Here is a 23,515-nt window from a genome sequence, read left to right as displayed (position 1 = left end):
CGGGCGTGCTCGATCTCGTCTGGCTGGTCGTGGTGGTGCCGCTCGTGAGCGGTCTCGGCCTGCTCGTGTGGGGCAAGGAGGGTGACCGGGTCGGTCATCTGGTGGGCACGGTCGCGTCGGCGGTGTCGTTCGGCATCGGCCTGGTGGCGTTCGTGCAGCTGCTCGGTCGTCCCGAGGGCGACCGGTCGGTGGCCGGCACGTTGTTCACCTGGATCTCGTCGGGGCCGTTCCACGTCGACATGGCGTACCGGTTCGACCCGTTGTCGGCGTTGTTCGTGCTGCTGGTCACCGGGGTGGGCACGCTCATCCACGTCTACTCGATCGGCTACATGGCGCACGACGTGCGCCGTCGTCGCTTCTTCGCGTACCTGAACCTCTTCGTCGCGGCCATGCTCACGCTCGTGCTGGCCGACGACTACCTGGTGCTGTTCCTCGGCTGGGAGGGCGTGGGGCTGGCGTCGTACCTGCTCATCGGGTTCTGGCAGCACAAGCCGTCGGCGGCCGCGGCGGCCAAGAAGGCGTTCGTGCTCAACCGCGTGGGCGACGTCGGCATGGCGCTGGCGATCATGCTGATGTTCGCGCAGCTCGGGACGTCGTCGATCCAGGTGGTGAACGCGACGGTCGCGGGGCAGGCGAGCGAGTCGGTCGCGACGGCGCTGGGGCTGCTCCTGCTGCTGGGCGCGTGCGGCAAGTCCGCCCAGGTGCCGCTGCAGGCCTGGCTCCTGGACGCGATGGAGGGTCCGACGCCGGTGTCGGCGCTCATCCACGCGGCCACCATGGTCACCGCCGGCGTCTACCTGGTGGTCCGCAGCAACGGCATCTTCGACGCGGCGCCGGTCGCGCAGACGGCGGTGGTGGTGGTCGGCCTGGTCACGCTGCTCGCCGGTGCATGGATCGGCTGCACGAAGGACGACATCAAGAAGGCGCTCGCCGGCTCCACGATGAGCCAGATCGGCTACATGATGCTGGCGGCCGGGCTGGGACCTGCGGGCTACGCGTTCGCGATCTTCCACCTCATCACGCACGGCTTCTTCAAGGCCAACATGTTCCTCGGTGCCGGCTCGGTCATGCATGGGATGAGCGACGACGTCGACATGCGGCACTACGGCGCGCTCCGTCGGGCGATGCCTGTCACGTTCGCGACCTTCGGGCTCGGCTACCTCGCGATCATCGGCTTCCCCGGCTTCTCGGGCTTCTTCTCCAAGGACAAGATCATCGAGGCGGCCTTCGGGGAGTCGTTCTGGATCGGCCTGGCCGCCCTGCTCGGCGCCGGGGTGACGGCGTTCTACATGACGCGGCTCATGGTCATGACCTTCACGTCGCCGAAGCGCTGGCTCGACGACGTGCACCCTCACGAGTCGCCGCGCGTGATGACGGTGCCGCTGGTGGTGCTGGCCGCGCTGTCGGTCCTGGGCGGCGTGCTCGTGCTGGGCGGGTGGATCGAGCACTGGCTCGAGCCGGTGGTCGGGCACACCGAGCACCACGAGCTCGCGGTGCCCGCCTGGGGCATGTCGATCATCGTCACGGCGGTGGTCGCGGTGGGCGTCGCGCTCGCCTGGTCCACGTACACGCGCTCGCCGATCGCCCCGACCGCGCCCGCCGACGCCGACGTCTCGGTGCTCACCCGCGCCGGCCGACACGAGCTCTACGGCAACGCGGTCAACGACACGCTCGTGGTGCGGCCCGTGCGACACCTCACGCGGGTGCTGGTCTTCCTCGACGCACGGCTCGTCGACGGCCTCGTCCGTGGACTCGCCGACCGGCTCGGCGACACGTCCCAGTTCCTGCGCACGCCCCAGACGGGCTACGTCCGCAGCTACGCCCTCAGCATCCTCGTCGGCTCGCTCGTCGTGGTGCTCGCACTCCTGGCGGTGACGCTCGCATGATCCTGTCCGTCCTCGCCGCCACCCCGCTCGTCGGTGCGCTGGTCGTCACGCTGATGCCGCGCACGGCCGCCGCCGCCCGGGCGGTCAAGGTCGTCGCGCTGGCGACGTCGCTCGTGGCGCTCGCGCTCGCGCTGTACGTCACGTCGCGGTTCGACGTCGGGGCCGGCGGCTACCAGCTGACCGAGCAGCACGAGTGGATCGGTCCGCTCGGCGTGCACTACGCGCTCGGGGTCAACGGCATCGGCCTCACGCTCGTGCTCCTCACGACGGTGCTCGTGCCGATCGTCCTCCTCGCCGCGTGGGCGGACCGCCTGCCCGCGGCCCGCAGCGTCAACTCCTACCTCGCCTGGATGCTCGTCCTGGAGGCGCTCGCGATCGGTGTCTTCTGCGCGACCGACGCCTTCCTGTTCTACGTGCTGTTCGAGGCGACGCTGATCCCGATCTACTTCCTCATCGGTTCCTACGGCGGCGCGGGTCGCACCTACGCCGCCGTGAAGTTCCTCATCTACAACCTGGTCGGTGGCCTGCTCATGCTCGCCTCGATCGTCGGCCTGTACGTCGTCACCGCCCGCGCCGGCGACCCGACCTACCTGCTGTCGGACCTCTCGGGGCTCGACGTCGGCACGACCACGGAGCGGCTGCTGTTCCTCGGGTTCATGGCGGCGTTCGCGATCAAGGCCCCGCTGTTCCCGTTCCACACGTGGCTGCCCGACGCTGCCGGCACCGCCACGCCGGCGACGTCGGTGCTGATGGTCAGCATCATCGACAAGGTCGGCACGTTCGGCATGCTGCGGTGGTGCCTCGAGCTGTTCCCGGGGGCGTCGGAGTGGGCCAGCCCCGTGGTCATCACGCTCGCGGTGGTCAGCATCCTCTACGGCGCGCTGCTCGCGATCGGCCAGGACGACGTCCGCCGGCTGGTGGCGTTCACGTCGGTGTCGCACTTCGGCTTCATCATCCTCGGCATCTTCACCTTCACCCACACGGCGACGGCCGGGTCGACGCTCTACATGTTCAACCACGGGCTCTCGACCGCGGCGCTGTTCCTCGTGACCGGCATGATGGTCGCCCGTCGTGGCTCCGCCAGCATCAGCGACTTCGGCGGCGTGCAGAAGGTCGCGCCGGTGCTGTCCGGCATCCTCCTGCTGGCCGGCCTGTCGAGCCTGTCGCTGCCGGGACTCGCGCCGTTCGTGAGCGAGTTCATGGTGCTCGCGGGCACGTTCACGCGCTCGGTGCCGGCGGCGGTGCTCGCCACGCTCGGCATCGTGCTCGCGGCGCTGTACATCCTCATCATGTACCAGCGGACCATGACCGGTCCGCTGCAGCCCGAGGTCGAGCACCTGCGCGACCTCGACCACCGCGAGGTGGCGGCGCTGGCCCCCGCGGTCGTGCTCATCGTCGGGCTCGGCTTCTTCCCGCAGCCGCTGCTCGACCTCGTGAACCCCGCCGTCGACGAGGTGGTGAGCCACGTGGGGGTCGGTGACCCGCCGCCCCGCACCCCGGCCGACCTCGACGGCATCTCCTTCTCCGGCTCCTACGCGCCGATGAGCGAGCTCCCCGCGACGGAGGGTGGTCACTGATGGCGACGCTGCTGCTGGCCGACCGGCCCGACATCCCCGCGCCCACGATCGAGTGGTCGCTGCTGTCCCCGCTGCTCGTCGTCGCGGGGGTCGCCATGGTCGCCGTGCTCGTGGAGACGTTCTGGCCGCGGCGCACCCGGTTCACCGCGCAGGCGGTGCTGGCCGGCCTGGGCCTGCTCGCCGCACTCCTCGACACCGTCCGCGTGTACGTGTCGCTCGACCGCGTCGACGGCGACGTCGTCGGCCGCGGCACCCCCGTGGCCGAGGGCGCGGTGACGGTCGACGGACCCGGCGTGCTCACGTGGGGGCTGCTGCTGGTGTTCGCGCTGCTCAGCCTCGCGCTCTTCGCCGAGCGGCGGCTCGACGGCGGGCTCAGCGCCTTCACGGGTCGCGCGGTCGACCCGCCGGGGTCGGGCGGCGAGGCGGAGGCGACCCGCCTGCGCCTCGAGCACACCGAGACCTTCCCCCTGCTGCTGTTCGCGCTCGCGGGCATGATGCTGTTCGCGTCGGCGAACGACCTCGTCACGATGTTCGTCGGCCTGGAGGTCATGAGCCTGCCGCTGTACCTGCTGTGCGGGCTGGCCCGGCGTCGGCGGCTCATCAGCCAGGAGGCGTCGCTCAAGTACTTCCTGCTCGGCGCGTTCTCGTCCGTGTTCTTCCTCTACGGCGTGGCGCTCGCCTACGGCTACGCGGGCAGCTTCCGCCTGGCCGACGTCGACACGGCGGTGACCAGCCGCACCGGCGGGGAGCACCTGCTCCTCGCGGCGATCGGCCTGATCAGCGTCGGCATGCTGTTCAAGGTCGGCGCGGTGCCCTTCCACCAGTGGACGCCCGACGTCTACCAGGGTGCGCCGACGCCGGTGACGGCCTTCATGGCCGCGGGCACCAAGGCGGCGGCGTTCGTCGCGTTCATGCGCGTGCTGTTCGTCGCGTTCGGCGGGGCGTCGTGGGACTGGCGGCCGCTGCTGTGGGTCGTGGCGCTGCTGACGATGGTGGTGGGCTCGCTGGTCGCGATCGCGCAGACGGACGTCAAGCGCATGCTGGCCTACTCCTCCGTCGCGCACGCCGGGTTCCTCCTGGTCGGTCTGGCCGGCGCCTACGTGGCCGACTCCGAGCGCATCACGTCGGTCTCCGGCCTGCTGTTCTACCTGGGCGTCTACGGTGTCTCCTCGATCGGCGCGTTCGCGGTGGTGACGGTCGTGCGTGACGCGGGAGGCGAGACCACGCACCTGTCGCGCTGGGCGGGACTGGGCAAGGAGTCGCCGTTCCTGGCCGGGTCCTTCGCGCTGTTCATGCTGTCGTTCGCGGGGATCCCGCTCACCGGCGGCTTCATCGGCAAGTGGAGCGTGTTCAGCGCGGCATGGTCGGGCGGCTACGGCGCCCTGGTGGTCGCGGGCGTCCTGACGAGTGCCGTGGCGGCCTACTTCTACGTGCGGGTGATCGTGCTGATGTTCTTCACCGACCCCGTCGGCGACGGCCCGACCGTGGCGCTTCCCAGCGTCTTGACTACGGTGGTCATCGCAGCAGCCGCTGCGGGCACGCTGGTCCTGGGCATCCTCCCAGGTCCGGTGCTCGACCTCGCTCAGCACGCGGGAACCTTCGTGCGCTGAGCCGACTGTGACCAGGAGCCGGGACGTGTCGCTGGGATTCTCGTTCGACGAGCCGGAGCTCGAGGAGCGCGTGCGCCGTGGCGTGGAGGCCGTCGAGGCACGGCTCGCCGCGGCCGTCGACAGTCCCGACGCGTTCATCGCGGAGGCCGCCGCCCATCTCGTGAACGCCGGGGGCAAGCGCTTCCGCCCGCTCCTCGTCGTGCTGGCGGCGCAGCTGGGCGACGCCGACCACCCTGACGTCGTCCCGTCGGCGCTCGTCGTCGAGCTGACCCACCTGGCCACGCTGTACCACGACGACGTGATGGACGAGGCTCCGCTGCGCCGGGGCGCTCCGAGCGCGAACGACCGCTGGGGCAACTCGCTGGCGATCCTCGTGGGTGACTACCTGTTCGCGCAGGCGTCGGAGCTGGTCTCGACCCTCGGCACCGAGGCCGTGCGCATCCAGGCCGAGACCTTCTCGCGTCTCGTCCGGGGGCAGATCCGCGAGACCGTGGGTCCGGCCGAGGGCGAGGACGCGCTGCAGCACTACCTCGACGTGGTGGCCGACAAGACCGGGTCGCTGATCGCCACGTCGGCGCGCTTCGGCGCGCGGGCGTCGCGTGCGGGCGACGACGTGGAGGCGGCGCTCACCGAGTTCGGCGAGCGGATCGGGGTCGCGTTCCAGCTGAGCGACGACGTGCTCGACATCGCGAGCGACAGCGACGACTCGGGCAAGACGCCGGGCACCGACCTGCGCGAGGGCGTGCCGACGCTGCCGACGCTGCTCGCGCTGCGCGGCGACGACCCGGCCGACGCGCAGCTGCGCGAGCGGCTGTCGGGCCCGATCGAGGACGAGACGGTCGTCGCGGAGGTGCTGGCCGCGCTGCGGGTGCACCCGGCGATGGCGCAGGCGCGGGCGTACGTGCAGGCCGAGGCCGACGCGGCGCGCGCCCTGCTGGCCGACCTGCCCGACGTGCCGGCCCGCCGCGCCCTCGAGGCGCTCTGCGACAGCCTGGCCGACCGCGTCGCCTGAGCGTCGCGTCGCCGGGGTGCTGCTCAGGCGGTGACGACCGGCCGCGGTGCTCTACGTCGGCTCGTGATCGCGTCGACGGTGAAGATGACGAGCGCCGCCCACACGAGCGCGAACCCGATCCAGCGCGCCGTGCTCATGGCCTCGTGGAACACGAGGAGCCCGAGCAGGAACTGGATGAACGGGCCGAGGTACTGCAGCAGGCCGATCGTCGTGAGCGAGAGCCGGGTGGCGGCGGCGGCGAACATCAGCAGCGGGATGGCCGTCACGACGCCCGTGCCCGCCAGCAGGGCGGCGTTGCCGGCCCCGGCGTGCCCGAACGTGAGGTCGCCGCGCAGCTGCAGGACGACGAGGAAGGCGAGCGCGAACGGCGCGAGGATCAGCGTCTCCATGCCGAGGCCCTCGAACGCGCCGAGGGACGCGCGCTTCTTGAGGAATCCGTAGGTGGCGAACGAGCCGGCGACGAGCAGTGCGATCCACGGCAGTCGTCCGTAGTCGACGGTGAGGACGACGACGGCGACGAACCCGATGCCGACGGCCACCCACTGCGCGGGCCGCAGCGTCTCCTTGAGCACGAGCACGCCGAGCAGCACGGTGACGAGCGGGTTGATGAAGTATCCGAGCGACGTCTCGATGACGTGCCCGTTCGTGACGCCCCAGATGAATCCACCCCAGTTCAGGGCGATGGTCACCGACGCGAGCGCGAGGAACAGCATGAGCGTGCGGTCGCGGGCGATGTCACGGAAGCGGCCCCAGCGTCGGGTGACGCCGATGAGCACGAGCACGAACGCCAGCGACCAGACGATGCGGTGCGCGAGCACCTCGAGCGGCCCGGCCGGCTCCAGCAGCGGCCAGTAGAGCGGGAACAGCCCCCAGCAGAGGTACGCCCCGATCCCGTACGGCAACCCGCTCCCGGTCCGCTCCTCCACCTCCGCCACCAGCGCAGCCTAGGCCCGCCCCCGGTGCGCGTTTGCGTGGGCCCCACGTAAACGTGCGGTTGGGGCGGGTGTTTGCGGTGGGGGAGCTGGTTTGGGTGGGGCCCCACGTAAGCGCGCACGCCCGGCGAGGATCAACCTGCGCGACCATGGACGCATGCCGACGCCGCGCTGGTTCACCGACACCGACGAGGGCCACTCGACCTGGTACCGCGACCGCTTCCGCGACCTCGAGGCCGAGGGTGCCGACCTGGAGGGGGAGGCGCGGTTCGTCGACGCGCTGGCGCCGAGGCGCGGCGGGGGTGCTGGGCCGGGGGCGGCGGAGCGGCCCGGCGGGGGTGCCGGGCCGGGGGCGGCTGGTCCGCCCGGCGCGCGCATCCTCGACGCCGGCTGCGGGGCCGGTCGCCTCGGTGGCGCGCTGCACCACCGCGGCCACGACGTCGTCGGCGTCGACGCCGACGAGGTGCTCGTCGCGGAGGCCCGCGCGACGCGTCCTGGCCCGACGTGGCTGGTCGCCGACCTGCTCGACGTCGACCTCGGCGCGACGTTCGACGTCGTCGTCTCGGCGGGGAACGTGATGGTCTTCCTCGCGCCCGGCACGGAGCAGGAGGTGGTCGCGAACCTCGCCCGCCACGTGGTCGACGACGGTGCGCTCGTGCTCGGCTTCCGGCTCGACCGGCACTACGGCCTCGCCGACCTCGACGAGCACCTCGCGGCCGCCGGGTTCGCGGTGGAGCAGCGGTTCGCGACGTGGGACCTGCGACCCCTGACCGCCGACGCCGACTTCGCGGTCACGATCGCCCGCCGCGCCACCTGACCGGGCTACGCTGCGCGCGTGGACATCGACGGCACCACGCTGCTGGCCTCGGGCGACTTCCAGGCGTACGGCACGAGCCACCTGGTCGTCCTCGCGCTGTTCGCGATCGGTCTGGTCCCCGTGGTCCTGCTCGGTCGTCGGGTCCGCGGCACGACCGCGGAGGCGACGACCAGCCGGGTGCTCGCGCTCGGCATCGTGGCCGTCACCGTCCCGCTGCAGGTGCTGCAGCTCCTGCCCGGCGAGTGGAACCCGCGCACCTCGTTGCCGTTCCAGCTCTGCGACCTCGCGTGGATGTTTGCGGTGCACGCGCTGTGGACGCGCTCGCGCCTCACGTCGACGGTCACCTACCTGTGGGGCCTGACGCTGACGACGCAGGGCATGGCCACCCCCGACCTGTCGTCCGCCTGGCCCGAACCGCGCTTCGTCATGTTCTGGGCCATGCACGTGCTGATCGTCTGGGCCGCGGTGTACCTCGTCGCCGGCCTGCGCGTCCTGCCGACGTGGGGGACCTACCGCCGCACGGTCGTCATCACGCTCGCGTGGGCGGCGGCGGTCATGGCCTACAACGCGCTGATGGACACCAACTACGGCTACCTCAACGGCAAGCCGAACCGGGCGTCGCTGCTCGACGTGCTCCCGGCATGGCCCTGGTACGTGGCGGTCGAGATCGTCGTGGTCGCCGCGGTCTGGGCGCTGCTGGTGTGGCCGTGGACGCGAGGGAGGGCGCCCGCTCGGGCCGCTGCGTGAGAACGCTCTCATCCGTTCGTCATGCGGTTCTCACGGTCCACCGATTCGATGAGGGTCATCCACCGAACGAAGGAGCTCTCCATGACGACCCTGCGCGCCCTCGCCGCGACCGCCACCGCCCTCGTCCTCGCGCTCGGCGTGAGCGCCTGCGGCTCGGACGACGACGATGACGACGACGTCCGTCCCGCCGCGACGTCGGCCCCGGCAGCCACGGCCGACACCTCGGCCTCGGCCGCGCCGCTCGACGGCCCGGTCGACGACGCCGACCTGCGCAGCGAGCTGGAGAAGATCGCGCTCGACGAGGTCGGCGAGGGTCGGGTCACCGACGTGGAGTACAGCGACGACCGCGACCACGCCTACGAGGTCGAGGTCGACCTCGGCAACGACGACGACGTCACCGTCGAGATCGCCGAGGACAAGTCGGTCGTGCGCGTCGACCGCTGACGCCTCGCACCCCGAGCAGCAGAGCGCCCCCGCCGGACCAGTCCGGCGGGGGCGTCGTGTCGGGCCGAGACCAGGAAAGTCGCTGGGTCGATCGTCGGTCGGGTCCCTAGGGTCGACGCATGGACGAGCACGCCGACACCGCCGGGACGATCGCCGCCGTGGGGTGCGCTCGCTGCGGTCGTGAGGTCGACCCCACGGCCGACCTGGCGATCACGATCGTGGTGGGCCGGTCCGAGCGCCTGGACGCCGAGGGGGAGCGCTGCTTCCGTCACGAGCAGGTGCTGACGTTCTGCCACCTCGAGCACGCCAACGCTCACCTCGCCGAGCACCCGCTGCGGGACGAGTGGCCGGACAGCGAGGTGCTCGAGTCTCACGACGGCGCCCTCGGGGCGTTCGGCTGCTTCCTGCTCGCCGCGGTCCTCCTGGTGCTGCTCGTCGTCGGCGCGGTGGTCAGCGTCGGCTGGCTCTGGGACGTCGTGACCTGACGACCTGGCCGCAGCGTGTCAGCGGTAGTTGACGAACTGCAGGGGGAAGTCGAGGTCGGCGCCCTTGAGGAGCGCGATGACCTCCTGGAGGTCGTCGCGCTTCTTGCTGGTGACGCGCAGCTCCTCGCCCTGCACCTGCACCTTGACGCCCTTCGGGCCCTCGTCGCGGATCAGCTTGGAGACCTTTTTGGCCTGCTCGGTGCTGATGCCCTGGCTGAAGCTGCCGTTGATCTTGACGTCCTTGCCGCTCTGGCGCGGGTCGCCGGTCTCGAGCGCCTTGAGGCTGATGCCGCGCTTGATCAGCTTCTCCTTGAACACCTCGAGGACGGCGAGGGCCCGCTCGTCGGCGTTCGCCGTGATCTCGATGCCCTCCTCGCCCTTCCACTCCAGCAGCGCGCCGGTGTTCTTGAAGTCGTAGCGCGTCGAGATCTCCTTCATCGCCTGGTTGAGCGCGTTGTCGGCCTCCTGGCGATCGAGCTTGCTGACGATGTCGAACGAGGAGTCGGCCACGGGTTCTCTCCTGATGGGTGTCGGGACGGCGAAGGGGTGGGACCCGCAGGTCCCACCCCTCAGCCTAGGCGCTCGCGCGCGCCCGGTCGTCGCTCAGGCGGCGAGCAGCACGTCGATCTGGTCGATCGCCGAGCGGCTGCCCTCCTCGACGCCCATGTCGATGACCTGCTGCAGCGCCTCGAGCGTCGCGTAGGTCGACGTGTACACGGCACGCGTGCCGCCCTCGATGGGCTCGAAGCGGAAGGTGTTGGTCGAGACCGGCATGCCCTCGACGGGCTGGAGGTCGTCGTCGGCGAACCCGTCGCGGAAGTCGAAGCCGTGCGGGGCGTCGACCGCCGTGACCTCCCACCAGCCGCCGAAGCGCTGCCCCTCGGGGCCGGTCATGTAGTAGGTGACCCGGCCGCCCTCGCGCAGGTCGTGGTCGACGAACGTGGCGGGGAAGGAGGGCGGTCCCCACACCCGCTCGAGCTGGCGCGGGTCGGCGTAGATCGCGAACACGCGATCCACGGGTGCGGCGAACTCGGCGGTGATGGTCAGGGTGCGCTGGTCCAGGTCCTTCTGGACGTCGGTGACGGGCATGTCAGGTCTCCTCGGGAGGGGGTTCGGTGTGGTGCTGGGGGTCCTCGGGCGTGCTGAGCAGGAGGTCGTCGATGCGGGCGACGCGTCCGCGCCACACGTGCTCGAGCTCGTCGAGCAGGGTGCCGACCGACCGGACGGCCTCGACGTCGCCGCTCGCGAGCGCCTCGCGGCCGACCCGTCGCTTGGTGACGAGACCGGCGCGCTCGAGCACCGCGACGTGCTTCTGCACGGCCGCGAAGCTCATCGGGTAGCGCTCGGCGAGGGTGCTCACCGAGTGCTCGCCGGCCAGGACGCGCCGCAGGATGTCGCGTCGGGTCCGGTCGGCCAGGGCGTGGAACAGGGCGTCGGCCCGGTCCTCGTCCTGCTCGCTGTTCATGACCACAATCTACAACCAAACGGTTGTAGATTGTCAACCCTGCGGACGGACGGATCCGGTTGGGCCCTGGCGAGCCGCCTGCGGTATGGTTTCTCGTCGTTGCCCACCTCGGTGGTCGACACCCTTGGCAGGTTGCCCGAGCGGCCAAAGGGAGCTGACTGTAAATCAGCCGGCATTGCCTTCAGAGGTTCGAATCCTCTACCTGCCACAGCGCCAGACGCTGGAACCGACGGCCCCGTCGGGCGAGAGCCCGCCGGGGCCGTCGGGTTTGTCCCCGACGTTCTCCGACGCCAGTGCCGTCATCGGACGTGGGCGAGCCAGAGCCTGAGGTCGTCGACGAGGAGGTCCGGTGCCTCGAGGGGCACCAGGTGCCCGGCCCCGGGGAGCGTGAACACGTCGACGGGGCCCGCGAGCCGGTCCGCGAGCTCGTCCGCCTGCTCCACCGGGAGCCACGGGTCCTGCTCACCCCAGCCGACGCGCACCGGACAGCGCGTGTGCCCGAGCCGCTCGACGACCGGCCGCGTGTGGGCGGGGCCCAGCCGTGCGACCTGTGCGTAGAAGGCGCGCTGGCCGTGCGGGGTGGTCCACGGGGCGACGAGCTCGTCGACCTGGTGGGCGTCGAGCGACCCCCGGATGGCGCCAGCCACGTACTCCCGCACGAGGGCTGCGTGGAGCGGCGCGGGCAAGGCGGCGAACACTGCCTCGTGCTCCGCGACCAGCCGGAAGAACGGCGAGCCCCACGGGTCGAGCGTCACGACGTCGAGCAGGTACAGCGACGCGAACGCCGACCCCTCGAGCAGGTGCGCTCCGAGGGCCACGGCGCCCCCGACGTCGTGCGCGACGACGTGCGGGGCCCTCAGGTCCCAGTGCTGCAGGAGCGTCACGAGCCGGCGTCGCTGCGCCTCGAGGTCGACCGCCGGGTCCTGTCCGGGGGGACCGGTGGGGATCGAGGCGCCGTAGCCGGGCATGTCCCACAGCAGCACGCGGTGGGTCGCCGCGAGCGCGTGCGCGACGGGCGCCCACACCGCCGCCGACCACGGCGTGCCGTGGCACAGGACGACGTCGCCGACGGGCTCGGTCCGCGACGGCTCGAGGACGTAGGTGGCGACGCGGACCCCGTCGAGGTCGACGTACCGCGGTGCAGGAAGACGGCCGGGAGGGGACATGCGTCGCACGCTAGGACTTCAGGTCGACCTGAAGTCAAGGTGGCACGATGGTCCCGTGAGAGTCGGAGCAGCCGCCGAGCGGGTCGGCGTCGCAGCCCACGTCCTGCGGCACTGGGAGGACGAGGGCGTTGTCGTGCCCGACCGCACGCCTGCCGGGCACCGCGTCTACACCGACGAGCATCTGCACCGTCTCGAGATCGTCCGGTCGTGCCAGCGCGTCGGCCTGCGCCTGTGGCAGATCCGGCTGGTCCTGCACCGCGACGCGGAGGGCCGGGACGACGTCATCGCGCAGCACCTCGAGCACCTGCGACGCCAGAGAGCCGAGCTCGACGCGGCCGAGGCCTTCCTCACGCACGTGCTCACGTGCGAGCACGACCTGATGAGCCGGTGCGAGCGCTGCTCGGCCTTTCCGTCCGACTGACCGCCGCGCGGCCGTGTACCCACGACGGCCCTCGTCACGCGTGCGAGTTCGTCACCCGACGTCGAGGGGCGGCCTCGCCCGACCCGACCTACCGTCGATCCATGACGGGGACGACGCGCTGCAGCCACGACGACATCGCTCGGCTGTTCGGGGTGGAACGGCTCGAGGACTGGCAGGCCGAGGCGATCGACGCGGCGTGCTCGGGGCGGGACACGGTCGTGCTCGCGCCGACGGGGTCGGGCAAGTCGCTGGTCTACCTCGTCGCCGGACGGTGCGCGGGCGGCTGGACGCTCGTCGTCTCGCCGCTCCTGGCGCTGCAGTCGGACCAGCAGGCGCACGCCGAGGAGGCCGAGGGCGTCCGGGCCGAGTGCCTCGACGGCTCCGTGCGCAGTCGCAGGCGCCAGGCGCTGCTCGACGACGTCGCCGCGTGCTCCGTCGACTACCTCTACCTCTCGCCCGAGCAGCTCGCCAACGACGAGGTGGCCGACGCGCTCGCCGCCTGCCCGCCTGGCCTCGTCGTGGTGGACGAGGCGCACTGCGTGTCGGAGTGGGGGCACGACTTCCGGCCCGACTACCTGCGACTGGGCGAGCTCCTCACGCGGCTCGACGCCTCCGGCGGCGACGAGTCGGGGCGTGACGGGTCGGACGGTGACAGGTCGGGGCGGCCCGTCCGCCTGGCGCTGACCGCGACGGCCGCGCCGCCGGTGCTCGACTCGATCTCCGAGCGGCTCGGCATGCACGACCCGACCCTGGTCTCGACGTCGATCGTCCGGCCGACGCTGGAGCTGCGGGTGCGTCAGGCGTCCGACGACGACGCGGTGCGCCGCCAGGTGCTGGAGTGCGTCGGCGAGGGCGTGGCCCTCGTCTACACCCGGACGCGCCGAGCGGCGGAGGAGGTGGCGGACCTGCTGGTCGCCGAGGGGCGCGACGCCGTGGCGTACCACGCGGGCCTGTCGCGCAGACGTCGTCAGGAGGTGCAGGACGCCTTCTTCGCCGACGAGGTCGAGGTGGTCGTGGCGACCTCGGCGTTCGGCATGGGCATCGACAAGCCCGACGTCCGCTGGGTCGTGCACGCCGGTGCGCCGGCGTCCGTCGACACCTACGTGCAGGAGGCCGGACGCGCGGGCCGCGACGGGGAGCCCGCCGTCGCCACGCTCGTGCACCGTCCGGAGGACCGCGCCCTCGGACGCTTCTTCGCGGCCGCGGTGCCGAAGCGGGGCACGGTCTCGAAGGTGCTGCGGGCGGCGCGCGACGTCGGCACCGATCCGCGCGAGGTCGCGGAGTCCGCCGGGGTCGGTCGGGCCACGGCGGCGCGCGTGCTCAACCTCCTCGACCTGGACGAGAGCCTGGACGACGTGACAGCGCAGCAGCTGGTCGAGCGCGCGGAGGAACGGCGTCGGCTGGAGGAGTCGCGGGTGGAGATGGTGCGCGAGTACGCCGAGACCCGCCGCTGCCGCTGGTCATGGGTCGCCGGGTACTTCGGCCAGCAGGCCGACGACTGCGGTGTGTGCGACCGCTGCCTCGAGGGCGTCGTCGAGTCCGCGGACGCAGGCACTCATGGCGCCCACCTGGAGCACCCGACCTTCGGCCCGGGCGCCGTCGTCGACGCCGACGCCGAGCACGTGACCGTGCTGTTCGACCACGAGGGCTACAAGACCCTCTCGCGCGACTTCGTGGAGGCGTCGCACCTGCTCGACGAGCCGGAGGCCGAGCCCGAGCCCGCGTGAGCAGTTCCCTCGTTTCGGAACGTCATCGCCCGTTCTCGTCCTAAGAAAGGGCGATGACGTTCCGCAACGGGGGAGGTCTAGGCCAGCGCCTCCTCGAGCGACGCCGGGGTGAGTCCGTGCGCCTCGGCCACGGGGGTGTTGGTGACCGAGCCGGCGTGGGTGTTGAGGCCCTTGGCCAGGCTCGCGTCGGCGCGCAGGGCCTCGCGCCAGCCGTGGTCGGCGAGCGCCACCGTGTACGGCAGCGTCGCGTTGGTCAGCGCGTAGGTCGACGTGTGCGGGACGGCGCCGGGCATGTTCGCCACGCAGTAGAACGTCGAGCCGTGCACCGTGAACGTGGGGTCGTCGTGCGTGGTCGGTCGGGTGTCCTCGAAGCAGCCGCCCTGGTCGACGGCGATGTCGACGAGCACCGACCCCGGCTTCATCTGCGCGACGAGGTCGTTGCTCACCAGCTTCGGGGCGGCCGCGCCGGCGACCAGCACCGCGCCGATGACCAGGTCGGCCTGGCGGACCTGCTCCTCCAGGACGTAGGTCGACGACGCGAGCCCGTGCACCTGGTTGTTGTAGCGCCAGAACGACATGCGCAGCTTCTCGAGGTCGGTGTCGAGGAGGGTGACGTCGGCGCCCATGCCGAGCGCGATGTTGGCGGCGTTCTGGCCGGAGACGCCCGCGCCGATGATCACCACCTTGGCGTTGGTGACACCGCCCACGCCACCGAGCAGCACGCCGCGTCCGCCCTGCGCCTTGAGCAGCGAGTGCGCGCCGACCTGCGGCGCGAGGCATCCGGCCACCTCCGACATCGGGTACAGCAGCGGGAGGCCGCCGCTCGGCAGCTGCACGGTCTCGTAGGCGATGCCGGTGGTGCCGGCGTCGACGAGCGCCTCGGTGAGGGGGCGGTCGGCCGCGAGGTGCAGGTAGGTGAAGAGGGTCAGGTCGTCGCGCAGCAGCGGGTACTCCGACGCGATGGGCTCCTTGACCTTGAGCACCATCTCGGCCTCGCCCCAGACGTCCTCCGCGCGGTCGAGGAGGCGTGCGCCCGCCCGCTCGTACTCCTCGTCGGTGATCGACGAGCCGAGACCCGCGCCCCTCTGCACGTGCACGTCGTGCCCGTGGGCCACGAGCTCGTGGACGCCCACGGGCGTGAGGGCCACGCGGTACTCGTGGTTCTTGACTTCCTTCGGCACTCCGACGCGCATGGCACTCCTTCGACGATCGACTGGTGGTGACCATCCTGGAGATTCCGGCCCCCCGTCGGAGAAAAGTCCGCACGATCGTCGAGATGGGGCGCTGGTGCCGACTATCGTTCGTCCATGGCTGGTGTCGCGGGCGGTCCGTCGAACGGCTCGGGCACGAGCGCGACCGGCTCGCGCGCCATCACGCTCGACGACATCGACCGTCGGCTCCTCGACGTGCTCGCCGACGACGCCCGCGTGCCGAACAACGTGCTGGCCGAGCGGGTCGGCATCGCGCCGTCGACGTGCTCGCTGCGCCTGCGGCGGCTGGTGTCGAGCGGGGTGGTCCGCGGCTTCCACGCCGACCTCGACCCTGCCGCCGTCGGTCGGCCCATCCAGGCGATGATCGCCGTGCGGCTGCAGCCGGCGGCCCGCGCCGACATCGGCTCGGTCGCGCCCCGGCTCGCCGCGCTGCCCGGCGTGCTCAACGTCTTCTTCCTCGCCGGCGACGACGACTTCCTCATCCAGGTCGCGCTCCCGTCGCCGGACGCCCTGCGCGCCTTCGTCATCGACCACCTCAGCGCCTCGCGGGAGTTCACGTCGACCGAGACGAGCCTGGTGTTCGAGCACGTGCGGGGCTCGGCGTCGACCTGGGACGTCCGTTCCGTCTGAGCTCCTGGATCTTGACGGTCGACGTGAGTGTGGTCTGCCCTTGGCGATGTGGACCGGACTGAGTCGCACGGAGTGGTCACGACGCTGCGGCAGAAGGTGTAGGAGGAACTCGTGTTCAAGGGGTGTGCCGCAGTGGGTGGGTCACTGGTGTTGATGCTGGCACTCCTTCCAGCGGGGTCTGCCCCGGCAGCAGAGCCGGACGATCCGCCGGGCCTTGGAGAGTGCCCGTTCGTATCGACGATTTTCATCGCACTGGACCATGGGACTGCGCGCGATGCGCTTGAGGTCGCGGAGGATGTCGGGGCGGACGACGACCGGTGCGCGACGATGTCCGTTCGATCAGCCGACGGTGCAACCGTCATGGCGAGCGAAGCGGTCGGGGGATACAAGACCTTCACACTCGACTCGCCGACGTTCACGGCGAGCGACTCTCAGGGGAGGTTCACGGCGCAGGTCCGTTACGCCAACACCAAGCTTCCCGTCCAGTTCCACTTCAGGCTTTCGAGCGGTCTGAGAGCGGTGGCTGTCGGTGGTAGGACCGCCGTGGGAAGGAGAACACCGGTGAACTGCACCTACGACAAGCGGGGCGTAGGAGCGCGTTATGAGTTCCATTGGAGCTGCTCGAGCCATAGCAAGAACACGAAGTACGACTGGCGAGGGACGTATGCCTTCGACGTCAACGTCGGCGGTAGGACGGGAAGGGCCGTCGTCACCAACCGCTTCGGATACGTCGTGACGACGGTACGAGGCTAAAATCGTCGATGCTCAGCTGGCCGACTGGACGGTAAGGGTTGCCACGGGTCCCGCGAGGGAGAAGGTTCCAGAAGTAGACCCCGGGCCTCCGCCAGCCACCCGTCCCATCGACCACCTCAGCGCCTCGCGGGAGTTCACGTCGACCGAGACGAGCCTGGTGTTCGAGCACGTGCGCGGGTCGGGGTCGGGGCTGGGCTGAACTGACGTGACGATTTGGCGGATCTTCGCCCGTTCGCCCACGCTCGGACCCTTCGCGGCGGTAGACATCCGCTGAGGACCGCGACCGTCGCGCTCCCGTGACGAGAGGTGTCGACGATGAACTACGTGGTCCTGCAGGTGACGCTCAAGGAGAAGTTCCTCGGCACCAAGTCGGGCAACCTGTCCGAGCTGGAGAGTGCGATCAACGCCCAGGCGGCGCAGGGCTACCGCCTGCACACCATCACCACGGCGTCGGCGAAGAGCTCAGGGCTGGGTGGCGGCGACCGCATCCAGGCGACGATGGTCTTCGAGAAGCTCTGAGCGAGGGCCGGCCTAGCGCTCGGGCTCGTCGTTCCCCGTCGCCAGCACGGCTACCCGCCGAGCTGCTGGGTGGCGACGGTGAGCGACTCCGCCTCGTCCGCGAGCACGTCGTCGTCCGGGTCGTCGCCGACCCGGTCGCGCAGGTCGGCGGCGGAGACGATCTCGAGGGCTCCCTCGTCGTCACCCCCGTCCACGACCCTGACCTCGCCCTCGACGAGCCCGAGGAAGCAGTCGGGTGACGCGGCGAGGAGGTTGCGGAGGTGGCGTGGGGTGACGGTCTGCGGTTCGCTCATGCCTGCATCGTTCCCCGCCACGCCCGCGTGAATCGTCGGGTCAGCCCGGCCAGTCGACGCTGAGGTACTGCGTCTCGGTGTACTCCGCCAGGCCCTCGCGGGCGCCCTCGCGGCCGAGGCCGCTCTGCTTCACCCCGCCGAACGGGGCGGAGGGGTCGGAGACGAGCCCGCGGTTCACGCCGACCATGCCGGCGTCGAACGCCTCCCCGAGGCGGATCGCTCGCTGCAGGTCGCCGGAGAAGACGTAGGAGGCCAGCCCCATCTCGCTCGCGTTCACGAGGGCGAGCAGCTCCTCGTCGGTGCGCCACGTGACGATCGGCGCGACCGGCCCGAACAGCTCGTGGTCGAGGATCGCGGCGTCGGCGGGGACGTCGACCAGCACGGTCGGCGCGAAGAAGTGGCCCGGCGCATCGGGGACGGGCGCCTGGTGGCTGATCCGGGCCCCGGCGACCACGGCGTCGCCGACCACGTCGGCGAGCGTCTCGACGGCGGCTGCGGAGATCAGCGGGCCGACCGCCGCGCCCGACCGTGCCGGACCGACCGTCAGCTGCTCGACCTCGGCTCCGAAGCGCTCGACGAACGCGTCGACGACGTCGGCGTGCACGTAGAACCGGTTGGCGGCCGTGCAGGCCTGCCCGCCGCCGCGGAACTTGGCGACCATCGCCCCGGCCACGGCGGCGTCGAGGTCGGCGTCGTCGGCCACGACGAACGGTGCGTTGCCGCCCAGCTCCATCGAGGCGTTGACGACACGCTCCGCCGCCTGGCCCAGGAGGATGGAGCCCACCCGGGTGGACCCGGTGAACGAGATCTTGCGGACGCGCGGGTCGCCGAGCCAGTGGCCGACGACGCCTGCCGCGTCGGTGGTGGGCACGACGTTGACGACGCCGTCGGGCACGCCGGCCTCCGCGAGCAGGCGGGCGACCGCCAGCGCGGTCAGCGGCGTCTCGGCCGCCGGCTTGAGCACCACGGTGCACCCGGCGGCGAGCGCGGGCGCGATCTTCCGGGTGGCCATCGCCGCGGGGAAGTTCCAGGGCGTCACCAGCGCAGCCACGCCGACCGGGCGGTGCGTGACGATCGTGCGCGTGCCGCCGGCGGGGGAGGAGCCGTAGTCGCCGTGGGGGCGCACGGCCTCCTCGGCGAACCAGCGGAAGAACTCGGCCGCGTACACGACCTCGCCGCGTGCGTCGGCGAGCGACTTCCCGTTCTCGCGGACGATCAGCGCGGCGAGGCGGTCGGCGTCGCGGTGCATCAGCTCGAACGCACGGCGCAGCACGACCGACCGCTCGCGCGGTGCCGTCCGGCGCCAGGTGGCGAAGGCGGCCTCCGCCGCGTCGACCGCGGCCGTAGCGTCGGCGAGGTCGCCGTCGGACACCTGCGCCACGACCGTCAGGTCGGCCGGGTCGACGACGTCGAAGGTGCCGTTGCCGCCCTTGCGCCACTGCCCGCCGACCAGCACGCCGCTGCCGGGATCGATCAGGTGCAGGTCGAGGTCGGACAGGTCGGACTCGGGTGCGGCGGCACGGGTGCTCACGGGTAGAGGCCTCTCTGGAGGTGGGCGTCGGCGACACGCTTGACGGCCAGGCTGGTGGCGGCCGCGCGCAGCGTCAGGTCGAGGGAGCGCGAGTGCGCGAGCACGTGCCGCCAGGCCGCGGTCATCCGGTCGGCGAGGCGTCCCTCGACCTCGTCCTCGGTCCACCAGTACGCCTGGTTGGCCTGGACCCACTCGAAGTAGGAGACGATCACGCCGCCCGCGTTCGCGAGGATGTCGGGCACGACCACGACGCCGCGCTCGGCGAGCACCGCGTCGGCCTCGGCCGTCGTCGGGCCGTTCGCGCCCTCGACGACGAGGCGCGCGCGGACCCGCTCGGCGTTCGAGCCGTTGATGACGCCCTCCACCGCGGCGGGCACGAGCAGGTCGACGTCGAGCTCCAGGAGGTCGGCGTTCTCGATCGGCTCGGCGCCGGCGAACCCGACGACGGAGCCGGTCGCGTCGACGTGCGCCTCGAGCGCGGCGACGTCGAGGCCGTCGGCGCGCTGCACTCCGCCGTACTGGTCGCTCACGGCACGCACGGTGACGCCGGCGTCGGCCAAGAAGCGGGCAGCGCCGCGCCCGACCTTGCCGAAGCCCTGCACGGCGGCCGTCGCGGCGCGAGGGTCGAGGCCGACGTGGGCGAGGGCCTGCAACGCGACGATGACCACCCCGCGCGACGTGGCCGACGCGCGCCCGAGCGACCCGCCCAGGCTGATCGGCTTGCCGGTCACGACACCGAGCACGGTGTGGCCGAAGTTCACCGAGTAGGTGTCCATCATCCAGGCCATCGTCTGCTCGTCGGTGCCGACGTCGGGGGCGGGGATGTCGTGCGCCGGACCGATCAGTGGCGCGATCTCCGACGTGTAGCGCCGCGTGACGCGCTCCAGCTCGGCGGCCGAGTAGTGCCGGGGGTCGATGGCCACACCGCCCTTCGCGCCGCCGTACGGCACGTCGAGCAGCGCGCACTTCCAGGTCATCCACATGGCGAGCGCACGCACCTCGTCGAGGTCCACGTCGGGCGCGTACCGCAGGCCGCCCTTGCCGGGGCCGCGGGAGTAGTTGTGCTGCACGCGGTGGCCGGTGATGACCTCGACGCTGCCGTCGTCGCGGCGCAGGGGGATGCTCACGGTGATCTCGCGGCGCGGGGCGGCGAGCAGCTCGTACATGCCCTCGTCGAGGCCGAGCAGGTCGATCGCCTCGCGCAGCTGCGAGCGGGCGTCGTCGAGCGGGTTTCCGGTCACGGGGGGCTCCTCGGTCGGTGTGGTCACTGGGCCGCGCCCACCAGCGTGGAGGCGAAGGCCGCCTCGAGCACGTCGAGACCCTCGCCGAGGAGCGTGTCGTCGATGGCCAGCGGCGGCAGGAGGCGCAGCACGTTGCCGTAGGTGCCGCAGGTGAGCACGATGACGCCCTCGGCGTGCGCCGCCGCCGACACCGCGCGGGCGAGGTCGGGGTCGGGGTCGGTGGTGCCCGGGCGGACGAGCTCGACGGCGATCATCGCACCGCGTCCACGCACGTCGCCCACGCGTGCGTCGCGCGCCTGCAGGGCGTGCAGGCGCTCCTTCAGGAAGGCCTCCACCGCACGGGCCCGCTCGACCAGGCCGTCCTGCTCGACGGTCTCGATCGCGGCGAGCGCCGCAGCGCACGCGAGCGGGTTGCCGCCGTACGTGCCGCCGAGGCCGCCGGCGTGCGGTGCGTCCATGATCTCGGCGCGGCCGGTCACGGCCGAGAGCGGCAGACCGCCCGCGATGCCCTTGGCGGTCACGACGAGGTCGGGCACGACCCCCTCGCGGTCGCAGGCGAAGAGGTCGCCCGTGCGGGCGAAGCCGGTCTGCACCTCGTCGGCCACGAACACGACGCCGTTCTCGCGGCACCAGGCGGCCAGGGCGGGCAGGAAGCCCGGGGCGGGCTCGATGAACCCGCCCTCGCCCTGGATGGGCTCGACGACGACCGCGGCCACGTTGACGGCGCCGACCTGCTTCTCGACCACGTCGAGTGCGCGGGCCGCGGCAGTCGCACCGTCGAGGCCGCCGTCGCGGAACGGGTACGACAGAGGAGCCCGGTACACCTCGGACGCGAACGGCCCGAAGCCCTGCTTGTACGGCATCGACTTCGCCGTCATGGCCATCGTCAGGTTCGTCCGGCCGTGGTAGGCGTGGTCGAAGACCACCACCGCCTGGCGGCCGGTGTGCGCGCGGGCGATCTTCACCGCGTTCTCGACGGCCTCGGCGCCGGAGTTGAACAGCGCGGTGCGCTTCTCGTGGTCACCGGGGGTGAGCCGGTTGAGGGCCTCGGCGACGGCGACGTAGCCCTCGTAGGGGGTCACCATGAAGCACGTGTGGGTGAACGCGGCGACCTGCTCCTGCACGGCCGCGACCACGCGCGGCGCGCTGTTGCCGACCGTCGTCACGGCGATGCCCGACCCGAGGTCGATGAGGCTGTTGCCGTCGACGTCGACGACGACGCCCCCGCCGGCCTGGGCCGCGAAGACCGGCATCGTCGTGCCCACGCCGCCCGCGACGGCCGCGCTCTTGCGGGCCATCAGCTCCTGCGACCGAGGTCCGGGGAGCGGGGTGGTGAGGTGACGTCTCTGGGGCACGGACATGGCGGGTCCTCTCGCGGTCGGCCTGACGGGTCCAGGCGTGCTGCCGTAGCTGCGGCGTGCCCAGTCTCGACCCGTCCCACCCATGCCGTCCAATGCCGATCGACGATCACATCCATGCATCCAGTGCATAGGATGGCGCCATGGAGATCCGGACGCTGGCGTCCTTCGTCGCCGTCGTCGACGCGGGCACCGTGAGCGCGGCCGCCGAGCGGGTGCGCGTCACGCAGCCCGCCCTCTCGCGCCAGCTCCGCCAGCTCGAGCGCGAGCTCGGCGTCGACCTCTTCGAGCGCGTGGCCGGACGGCTCGTGCTGTCCGCCGCGGGACGCAGCCTCCTGCCGCTGGCCCGCGACGTGCTGGCGTCGGCCGAGACGCTGCGCACCGCCGCCCGCGTGCAGGCCGAGGGCGGCCTCGACCGGGTCACCATCGCGGCGCCGGCCACGACGCTCGCCGACGTCGTCTCGCCGTTCCTCGCCAGCCTGCGCGACGACGACCCCACGCCGTCCGTCGTCGAGACGGCCGCGCTCGACGTCGACGACGCGATGCGCCGCGGTGCCGACCTCGTCGTCACCACCCGTCGCCCCCGTCGTCCGCTCCGCTCGGCGGCGCTGCCCGAGCTCCCCGTGTGGGCGTACGTGCGAGCCGACCACGCGTGGGCCGACCGCGGCAGCGTGGGGCTGGCCGAGCTGCTCGAGCACGACGTCGTCACCGTGCCGCCGACGTTCGCCGCCCGTCAGGTGCTCGACACGGCCGTCGAGCGCGAGCAGCGCTGGCCGGCCTCGCTCGTGGAGGCGAGCAGCGGCACGGTGGCGCAGGCGCTCGCGGCGGCCGGGCGCGGGGTGGCCGTCGTGTCCGACGACGTCCGGTACGGCCTGCGGGGCCTGCGCGTGCGCTCCGGCGGGGCCGACCTCGCGGTGCGGCTGTTCGTGGCCTGGTCGTCCACGCACCCCGCCGAGGCGTCGCTGGCCGCGCTGGCCGAGCGGCTGCGCACGTTCGTCGTCGCCGCCTACCCCGACGAGACGGGGGCCACGGGGGTCACGCCAGCACGGTGAACGGCAGGCCCGCGCACGGCACGTGCGTGCCGAACGCGTCGCGGTCGACGGGCTCGCCCGCGAACAGGTGCACCTGCGAGGACAGCACGACGCGGTCGTGGTCGTTGACGAGCGTGGCGTGCGCCGCGCGGAAGGTGTCCAGCAGCGTGCGCTCGACCGTCTCGGCGAGCACGTCGGCCCCCATGACGCCGAGCATCCGACCGTCGCGCTCGACGGGGACGGTCGAGGTGAGCATGAACTCGTCGGTGCAGACGTAGTCGATGTAGGGGCCCGTCACGTGCGACGCGTGGCTGCGCTGCGGCGTGCGGAACCACTCCTGGCGGCTGTAGTCGGTCGACTGCACGAGGGCGATCGAGTCGGGGATGCGCCCCTGGTCGTCGCCCTGCCACCAGGCCAGCAGGTACTCCTCGTCGGTCAGCAGGCCGGGGGAGACGACGAACCCGGCGCCGACGGTGTGCGCGTCGGCGAGCACCTCGAGCGCGTGCGGACGGACGGCGTCGAGGACCTGCGCGGCGGAGACGTCGCCGTCGAACAGCGGCGCGAGCGCGTCGCCGCTCTCGCGCAGGCTGTGCAGCAGCGGGTGGAACAGCGCTTCGACGGCCTCGACGCACGCGCCGAGGCCGACAGGGGTGGGGGTG

At 72.0% G+C, this 23,515-nt stretch carries 25 protein-coding genes and 1 tRNA gene; 15 read left to right on the top strand and 11 right to left on the bottom strand.

The genetic code is table 11. The features are described from left to right. Positions 1 to 5: 5 nt before the first annotated feature. The 4 genes from nuoL to A6Q81_RS03805 are packed head-to-tail and all read left to right on the top strand — an operon-like array spanning position 6 to position 6,085. A complete protein-coding gene (nuoL, locus tag A6Q81_RS03820) occupies positions 6 to 1,886 on the top strand; it encodes an NADH-quinone oxidoreductase subunit L (RefSeq protein WP_067854626.1) in 1,881 nt (626 codons plus the stop codon). Continuing rightward, the gene (locus A6Q81_RS03815; protein WP_083516222.1) at positions 1,883 to 3,463 is read left to right on the top strand and encodes an NADH-quinone oxidoreductase subunit M; all 1,581 of its coding nucleotides are present in this window, start codon (positions 1,883 to 1,885) and stop codon (positions 3,461 to 3,463) included. Before nuoL ends, A6Q81_RS03815 begins: the two co-directional genes overlap by 4 nt. Further along, positions 3,463 to 5,073 (top strand): NADH-quinone oxidoreductase subunit NuoN, encoded by a 1,611-nt coding sequence (gene nuoN, locus A6Q81_RS03810; RefSeq protein ID WP_067854629.1) that lies wholly within the window; start codon positions 3,463 to 3,465, stop codon positions 5,071 to 5,073. Before A6Q81_RS03815 ends, nuoN begins: the two co-directional genes overlap by 1 nt. 25 nt (positions 5,074 to 5,098) lie before the next feature. Further along, the gene (locus A6Q81_RS03805; protein WP_202967703.1) at positions 5,099 to 6,085 is read left to right on the top strand and encodes a polyprenyl synthetase family protein; all 987 of its coding nucleotides are present in this window, start codon (positions 5,099 to 5,101) and stop codon (positions 6,083 to 6,085) included. Positions 6,086 to 6,108: 23 nt separating this feature from the next. On the opposite strand, the gene rarD is transcribed toward A6Q81_RS03805, so the two are convergent. Beyond that, positions 6,109 to 7,020 (bottom strand): EamA family transporter RarD, encoded by a 912-nt coding sequence (gene rarD, locus A6Q81_RS03800; RefSeq protein ID WP_236749808.1) that lies wholly within the window; start codon positions 7,018 to 7,020, stop codon positions 6,109 to 6,111. Positions 7,021 to 7,174: 154 nt separating this feature from the next. Here rarD and A6Q81_RS03795 point away from each other — a divergent pair, with 154 nt between their 5' ends. The 4 genes from A6Q81_RS03795 (at position 7,175) to A6Q81_RS03780 (ending at position 9,510) form a co-directional block, all read left to right on the top strand. Beyond that, a complete protein-coding gene (locus tag A6Q81_RS03795) occupies positions 7,175 to 7,834 on the top strand; it encodes a class I SAM-dependent methyltransferase (RefSeq protein ID WP_286689589.1) in 660 nt (219 codons plus the stop codon). 18 nt (positions 7,835 to 7,852) lie between these two features. Further along, entirely contained in the window at positions 7,853 to 8,581 is a 729-nt protein-coding gene (locus A6Q81_RS03790) for a YwaF family protein (protein WP_286689588.1), read from the top strand. 81 nt (positions 8,582 to 8,662) lie between these two features. Beyond that, positions 8,663 to 9,025, top strand: a complete 363-nt coding sequence (locus tag A6Q81_RS03785) for a hypothetical protein (RefSeq protein WP_067854635.1) — start codon at positions 8,663 to 8,665, stop codon at positions 9,023 to 9,025. Positions 9,026 to 9,144: 119 nt separating this feature from the next. Next, positions 9,145 to 9,510 (top strand): hypothetical protein, encoded by a 366-nt coding sequence (locus A6Q81_RS03780; protein WP_067854638.1) that lies wholly within the window; start codon positions 9,145 to 9,147, stop codon positions 9,508 to 9,510. A gap of 18 nt (positions 9,511 to 9,528) precedes the next feature. Here A6Q81_RS03780 and A6Q81_RS03775 read toward each other — a convergent pair whose 3' ends face one another. The 3 genes from A6Q81_RS03775 to A6Q81_RS03765 all read right to left on the bottom strand — a co-directional run bounded on the left by A6Q81_RS03775 (position 9,529) and on the right by A6Q81_RS03765 (position 10,975). Next, the gene (locus A6Q81_RS03775; RefSeq protein ID WP_067854641.1) at positions 9,529 to 10,020 is read right to left on the bottom strand and encodes a YajQ family cyclic di-GMP-binding protein; all 492 of its coding nucleotides are present in this window, start codon (positions 10,018 to 10,020) and stop codon (positions 9,529 to 9,531) included. 93 nt (positions 10,021 to 10,113) lie between these two features. Beyond that, positions 10,114 to 10,599, bottom strand: coding sequence for an SRPBCC family protein (locus tag A6Q81_RS03770; RefSeq protein WP_067854644.1), 486 nt, complete (start codon positions 10,597 to 10,599; stop codon positions 10,114 to 10,116). 1 nt (position 10,600) lies between these two features. After that, a complete protein-coding gene (locus tag A6Q81_RS03765; RefSeq protein WP_067861295.1) occupies positions 10,601 to 10,975 on the bottom strand; it encodes an ArsR/SmtB family transcription factor in 375 nt (124 codons plus the stop codon). A gap of 126 nt (positions 10,976 to 11,101) precedes the next feature. Between A6Q81_RS03765 and A6Q81_RS03760 the strand changes: the two genes are divergently transcribed. Next, a tRNA-Tyr gene (locus tag A6Q81_RS03760) sits at positions 11,102 to 11,183 on the top strand. Between the two features lie 91 nt (positions 11,184 to 11,274). On the opposite strand, the gene A6Q81_RS03755 is transcribed toward A6Q81_RS03760, so the two are convergent. Then, a complete protein-coding gene (locus A6Q81_RS03755; protein WP_067854647.1) occupies positions 11,275 to 12,141 on the bottom strand; it encodes an alpha/beta fold hydrolase in 867 nt (288 codons plus the stop codon). Between the two features lie 55 nt (positions 12,142 to 12,196). Here A6Q81_RS03755 and A6Q81_RS03750 point away from each other — a divergent pair, with 55 nt between their 5' ends. Beyond that, complete coding sequence (locus tag A6Q81_RS03750) at positions 12,197 to 12,562, top strand: MerR family transcriptional regulator (protein WP_067854650.1); 366 nt, start codon at positions 12,197 to 12,199, stop codon at positions 12,560 to 12,562. A 101-nt stretch (positions 12,563 to 12,663) separates the two neighbouring features. Beyond that, positions 12,664 to 14,289: a RecQ family ATP-dependent DNA helicase gene (locus A6Q81_RS03745; protein WP_067854653.1), complete on the top strand. Its 1,626-nt coding sequence runs from the start codon at positions 12,664 to 12,666 to the stop codon at positions 14,287 to 14,289. Positions 14,290 to 14,366: 77 nt separating this feature from the next. Here A6Q81_RS03745 and ald read toward each other — a convergent pair whose 3' ends face one another. Then, complete coding sequence (ald, locus tag A6Q81_RS03740) at positions 14,367 to 15,482, bottom strand: alanine dehydrogenase (protein WP_286689587.1); 1,116 nt, start codon at positions 15,480 to 15,482, stop codon at positions 14,367 to 14,369. Positions 15,483 to 15,596: 114 nt separating this feature from the next. Here ald and A6Q81_RS03735 point away from each other — a divergent pair, with 114 nt between their 5' ends. From A6Q81_RS03735 to A6Q81_RS03725, 3 genes are all read left to right on the top strand, one after another. Continuing rightward, positions 15,597 to 16,130 (top strand): Lrp/AsnC family transcriptional regulator, encoded by a 534-nt coding sequence (locus tag A6Q81_RS03735; protein WP_286689586.1) that lies wholly within the window; start codon positions 15,597 to 15,599, stop codon positions 16,128 to 16,130. A gap of 111 nt (positions 16,131 to 16,241) precedes the next feature. Continuing rightward, positions 16,242 to 16,883 carry a hypothetical protein gene (locus A6Q81_RS03730; RefSeq protein WP_286689585.1) on the top strand — a complete coding sequence of 214 codons (642 nt, stop codon included), beginning with the start codon at positions 16,242 to 16,244 and terminating at the stop codon, positions 16,881 to 16,883. Positions 16,884 to 17,198: 315 nt separating this feature from the next. Continuing rightward, a complete protein-coding gene (locus tag A6Q81_RS03725) occupies positions 17,199 to 17,402 on the top strand; it encodes a DUF4177 domain-containing protein (protein ID WP_286689584.1) in 204 nt (67 codons plus the stop codon). A gap of 50 nt (positions 17,403 to 17,452) precedes the next feature. On the opposite strand, the gene A6Q81_RS03720 is transcribed toward A6Q81_RS03725, so the two are convergent. From A6Q81_RS03720 to gabT, 4 genes are all read right to left on the bottom strand, one after another. Further along, positions 17,453 to 17,695, bottom strand: a complete 243-nt coding sequence (locus A6Q81_RS03720; RefSeq protein ID WP_286689583.1) for a hypothetical protein — start codon at positions 17,693 to 17,695, stop codon at positions 17,453 to 17,455. 40 nt (positions 17,696 to 17,735) lie between these two features. After that, positions 17,736 to 19,151: an NAD-dependent succinate-semialdehyde dehydrogenase gene (locus A6Q81_RS03715; RefSeq protein ID WP_502692801.1), complete on the bottom strand. Its 1,416-nt coding sequence runs from the start codon at positions 19,149 to 19,151 to the stop codon at positions 17,736 to 17,738. A 71-nt stretch (positions 19,152 to 19,222) separates the two neighbouring features. After that, positions 19,223 to 20,467: a Glu/Leu/Phe/Val family dehydrogenase gene (locus tag A6Q81_RS03710; protein WP_202967704.1), complete on the bottom strand. Its 1,245-nt coding sequence runs from the start codon at positions 20,465 to 20,467 to the stop codon at positions 19,223 to 19,225. A 23-nt stretch (positions 20,468 to 20,490) separates the two neighbouring features. Beyond that, positions 20,491 to 21,828: a 4-aminobutyrate--2-oxoglutarate transaminase gene (gene gabT, locus A6Q81_RS03705; RefSeq protein ID WP_067854664.1), complete on the bottom strand. Its 1,338-nt coding sequence runs from the start codon at positions 21,826 to 21,828 to the stop codon at positions 20,491 to 20,493. A gap of 140 nt (positions 21,829 to 21,968) precedes the next feature. Between gabT and A6Q81_RS03700 the strand changes: the two genes are divergently transcribed. Beyond that, a complete protein-coding gene (locus A6Q81_RS03700) occupies positions 21,969 to 22,877 on the top strand; it encodes a LysR family transcriptional regulator (RefSeq protein ID WP_286689582.1) in 909 nt (302 codons plus the stop codon). Here the strand turns inward: A6Q81_RS03700 and A6Q81_RS03695 are convergent. Further along, the coding region (locus tag A6Q81_RS03695) for a cache domain-containing protein (RefSeq protein ID WP_286689581.1) at positions 22,861 to 23,515 on the bottom strand (655 nt) is incomplete at its 5' end. The two genes, A6Q81_RS03700 and A6Q81_RS03695, sit on opposite strands and share 17 nt — an antisense overlap.

It is taken from the genome of Aeromicrobium sp. REDSEA-S38_B2, assembly GCF_001628525.1.
Taxonomy (GTDB): domain Bacteria; phylum Actinomycetota; class Actinomycetes; order Propionibacteriales; family Nocardioidaceae; genus Aeromicrobium; species Aeromicrobium erythreum.
The sequence above is the reverse complement of the archived record's forward strand: the minus strand, read 5'-3'. Positions and strand labels throughout refer to the sequence as shown.

Bases quoted from the DNA above. Each gene is read 5' to 3' on its own strand.
- gabT (WP_067854664.1), bottom strand. From the start codon at position 21,828: ATGTCCGTGCCCCAGAGACGTCACCTCACCACCCCGCTCCCCGGACCT.
- A6Q81_RS03735 (WP_286689586.1), top strand. From the start codon at position 15,597: ATGGCTGGTGTCGCGGGCGGTCCGTCGAACGGCTCGGGCACGAGCGCG.
- nuoN (WP_067854629.1), top strand. From the start codon at position 3,463: ATGGCGACGCTGCTGCTGGCCGACCGGCCCGACATCCCCGCGCCCACG.
- A6Q81_RS03780 (WP_067854638.1), top strand. From the start codon at position 9,145: ATGGACGAGCACGCCGACACCGCCGGGACGATCGCCGCCGTGGGGTGC.
- A6Q81_RS03700 (WP_286689582.1), top strand. From the start codon at position 21,969: ATGGAGATCCGGACGCTGGCGTCCTTCGTCGCCGTCGTCGACGCGGGC.
- A6Q81_RS03770 (WP_067854644.1), bottom strand. From the start codon at position 10,599: ATGCCCGTCACCGACGTCCAGAAGGACCTGGACCAGCGCACCCTGACC.
- A6Q81_RS03725 (WP_286689584.1), top strand. From the start codon at position 17,199: ATGAACTACGTGGTCCTGCAGGTGACGCTCAAGGAGAAGTTCCTCGGC.
- A6Q81_RS03785 (WP_067854635.1), top strand. From the start codon at position 8,663: ATGACGACCCTGCGCGCCCTCGCCGCGACCGCCACCGCCCTCGTCCTC.
- A6Q81_RS03745 (WP_067854653.1), top strand. From the start codon at position 12,664: ATGACGGGGACGACGCGCTGCAGCCACGACGACATCGCTCGGCTGTTC.
- A6Q81_RS03815 (WP_083516222.1), top strand. From the start codon at position 1,883: ATGATCCTGTCCGTCCTCGCCGCCACCCCGCTCGTCGGTGCGCTGGTC.
- A6Q81_RS03720 (WP_286689583.1), bottom strand. From the start codon at position 17,695: ATGAGCGAACCGCAGACCGTCACCCCACGCCACCTCCGCAACCTCCTC.
- A6Q81_RS03765 (WP_067861295.1), bottom strand. From the start codon at position 10,975: ATGAACAGCGAGCAGGACGAGGACCGGGCCGACGCCCTGTTCCACGCC.
- A6Q81_RS03755 (WP_067854647.1), bottom strand. From the start codon at position 12,141: ATGTCCCCTCCCGGCCGTCTTCCTGCACCGCGGTACGTCGACCTCGAC.
- A6Q81_RS03795 (WP_286689589.1), top strand. From the start codon at position 7,175: ATGCCGACGCCGCGCTGGTTCACCGACACCGACGAGGGCCACTCGACC.
- ald (WP_286689587.1), bottom strand. From the start codon at position 15,482: ATGCGCGTCGGAGTGCCGAAGGAAGTCAAGAACCACGAGTACCGCGTG.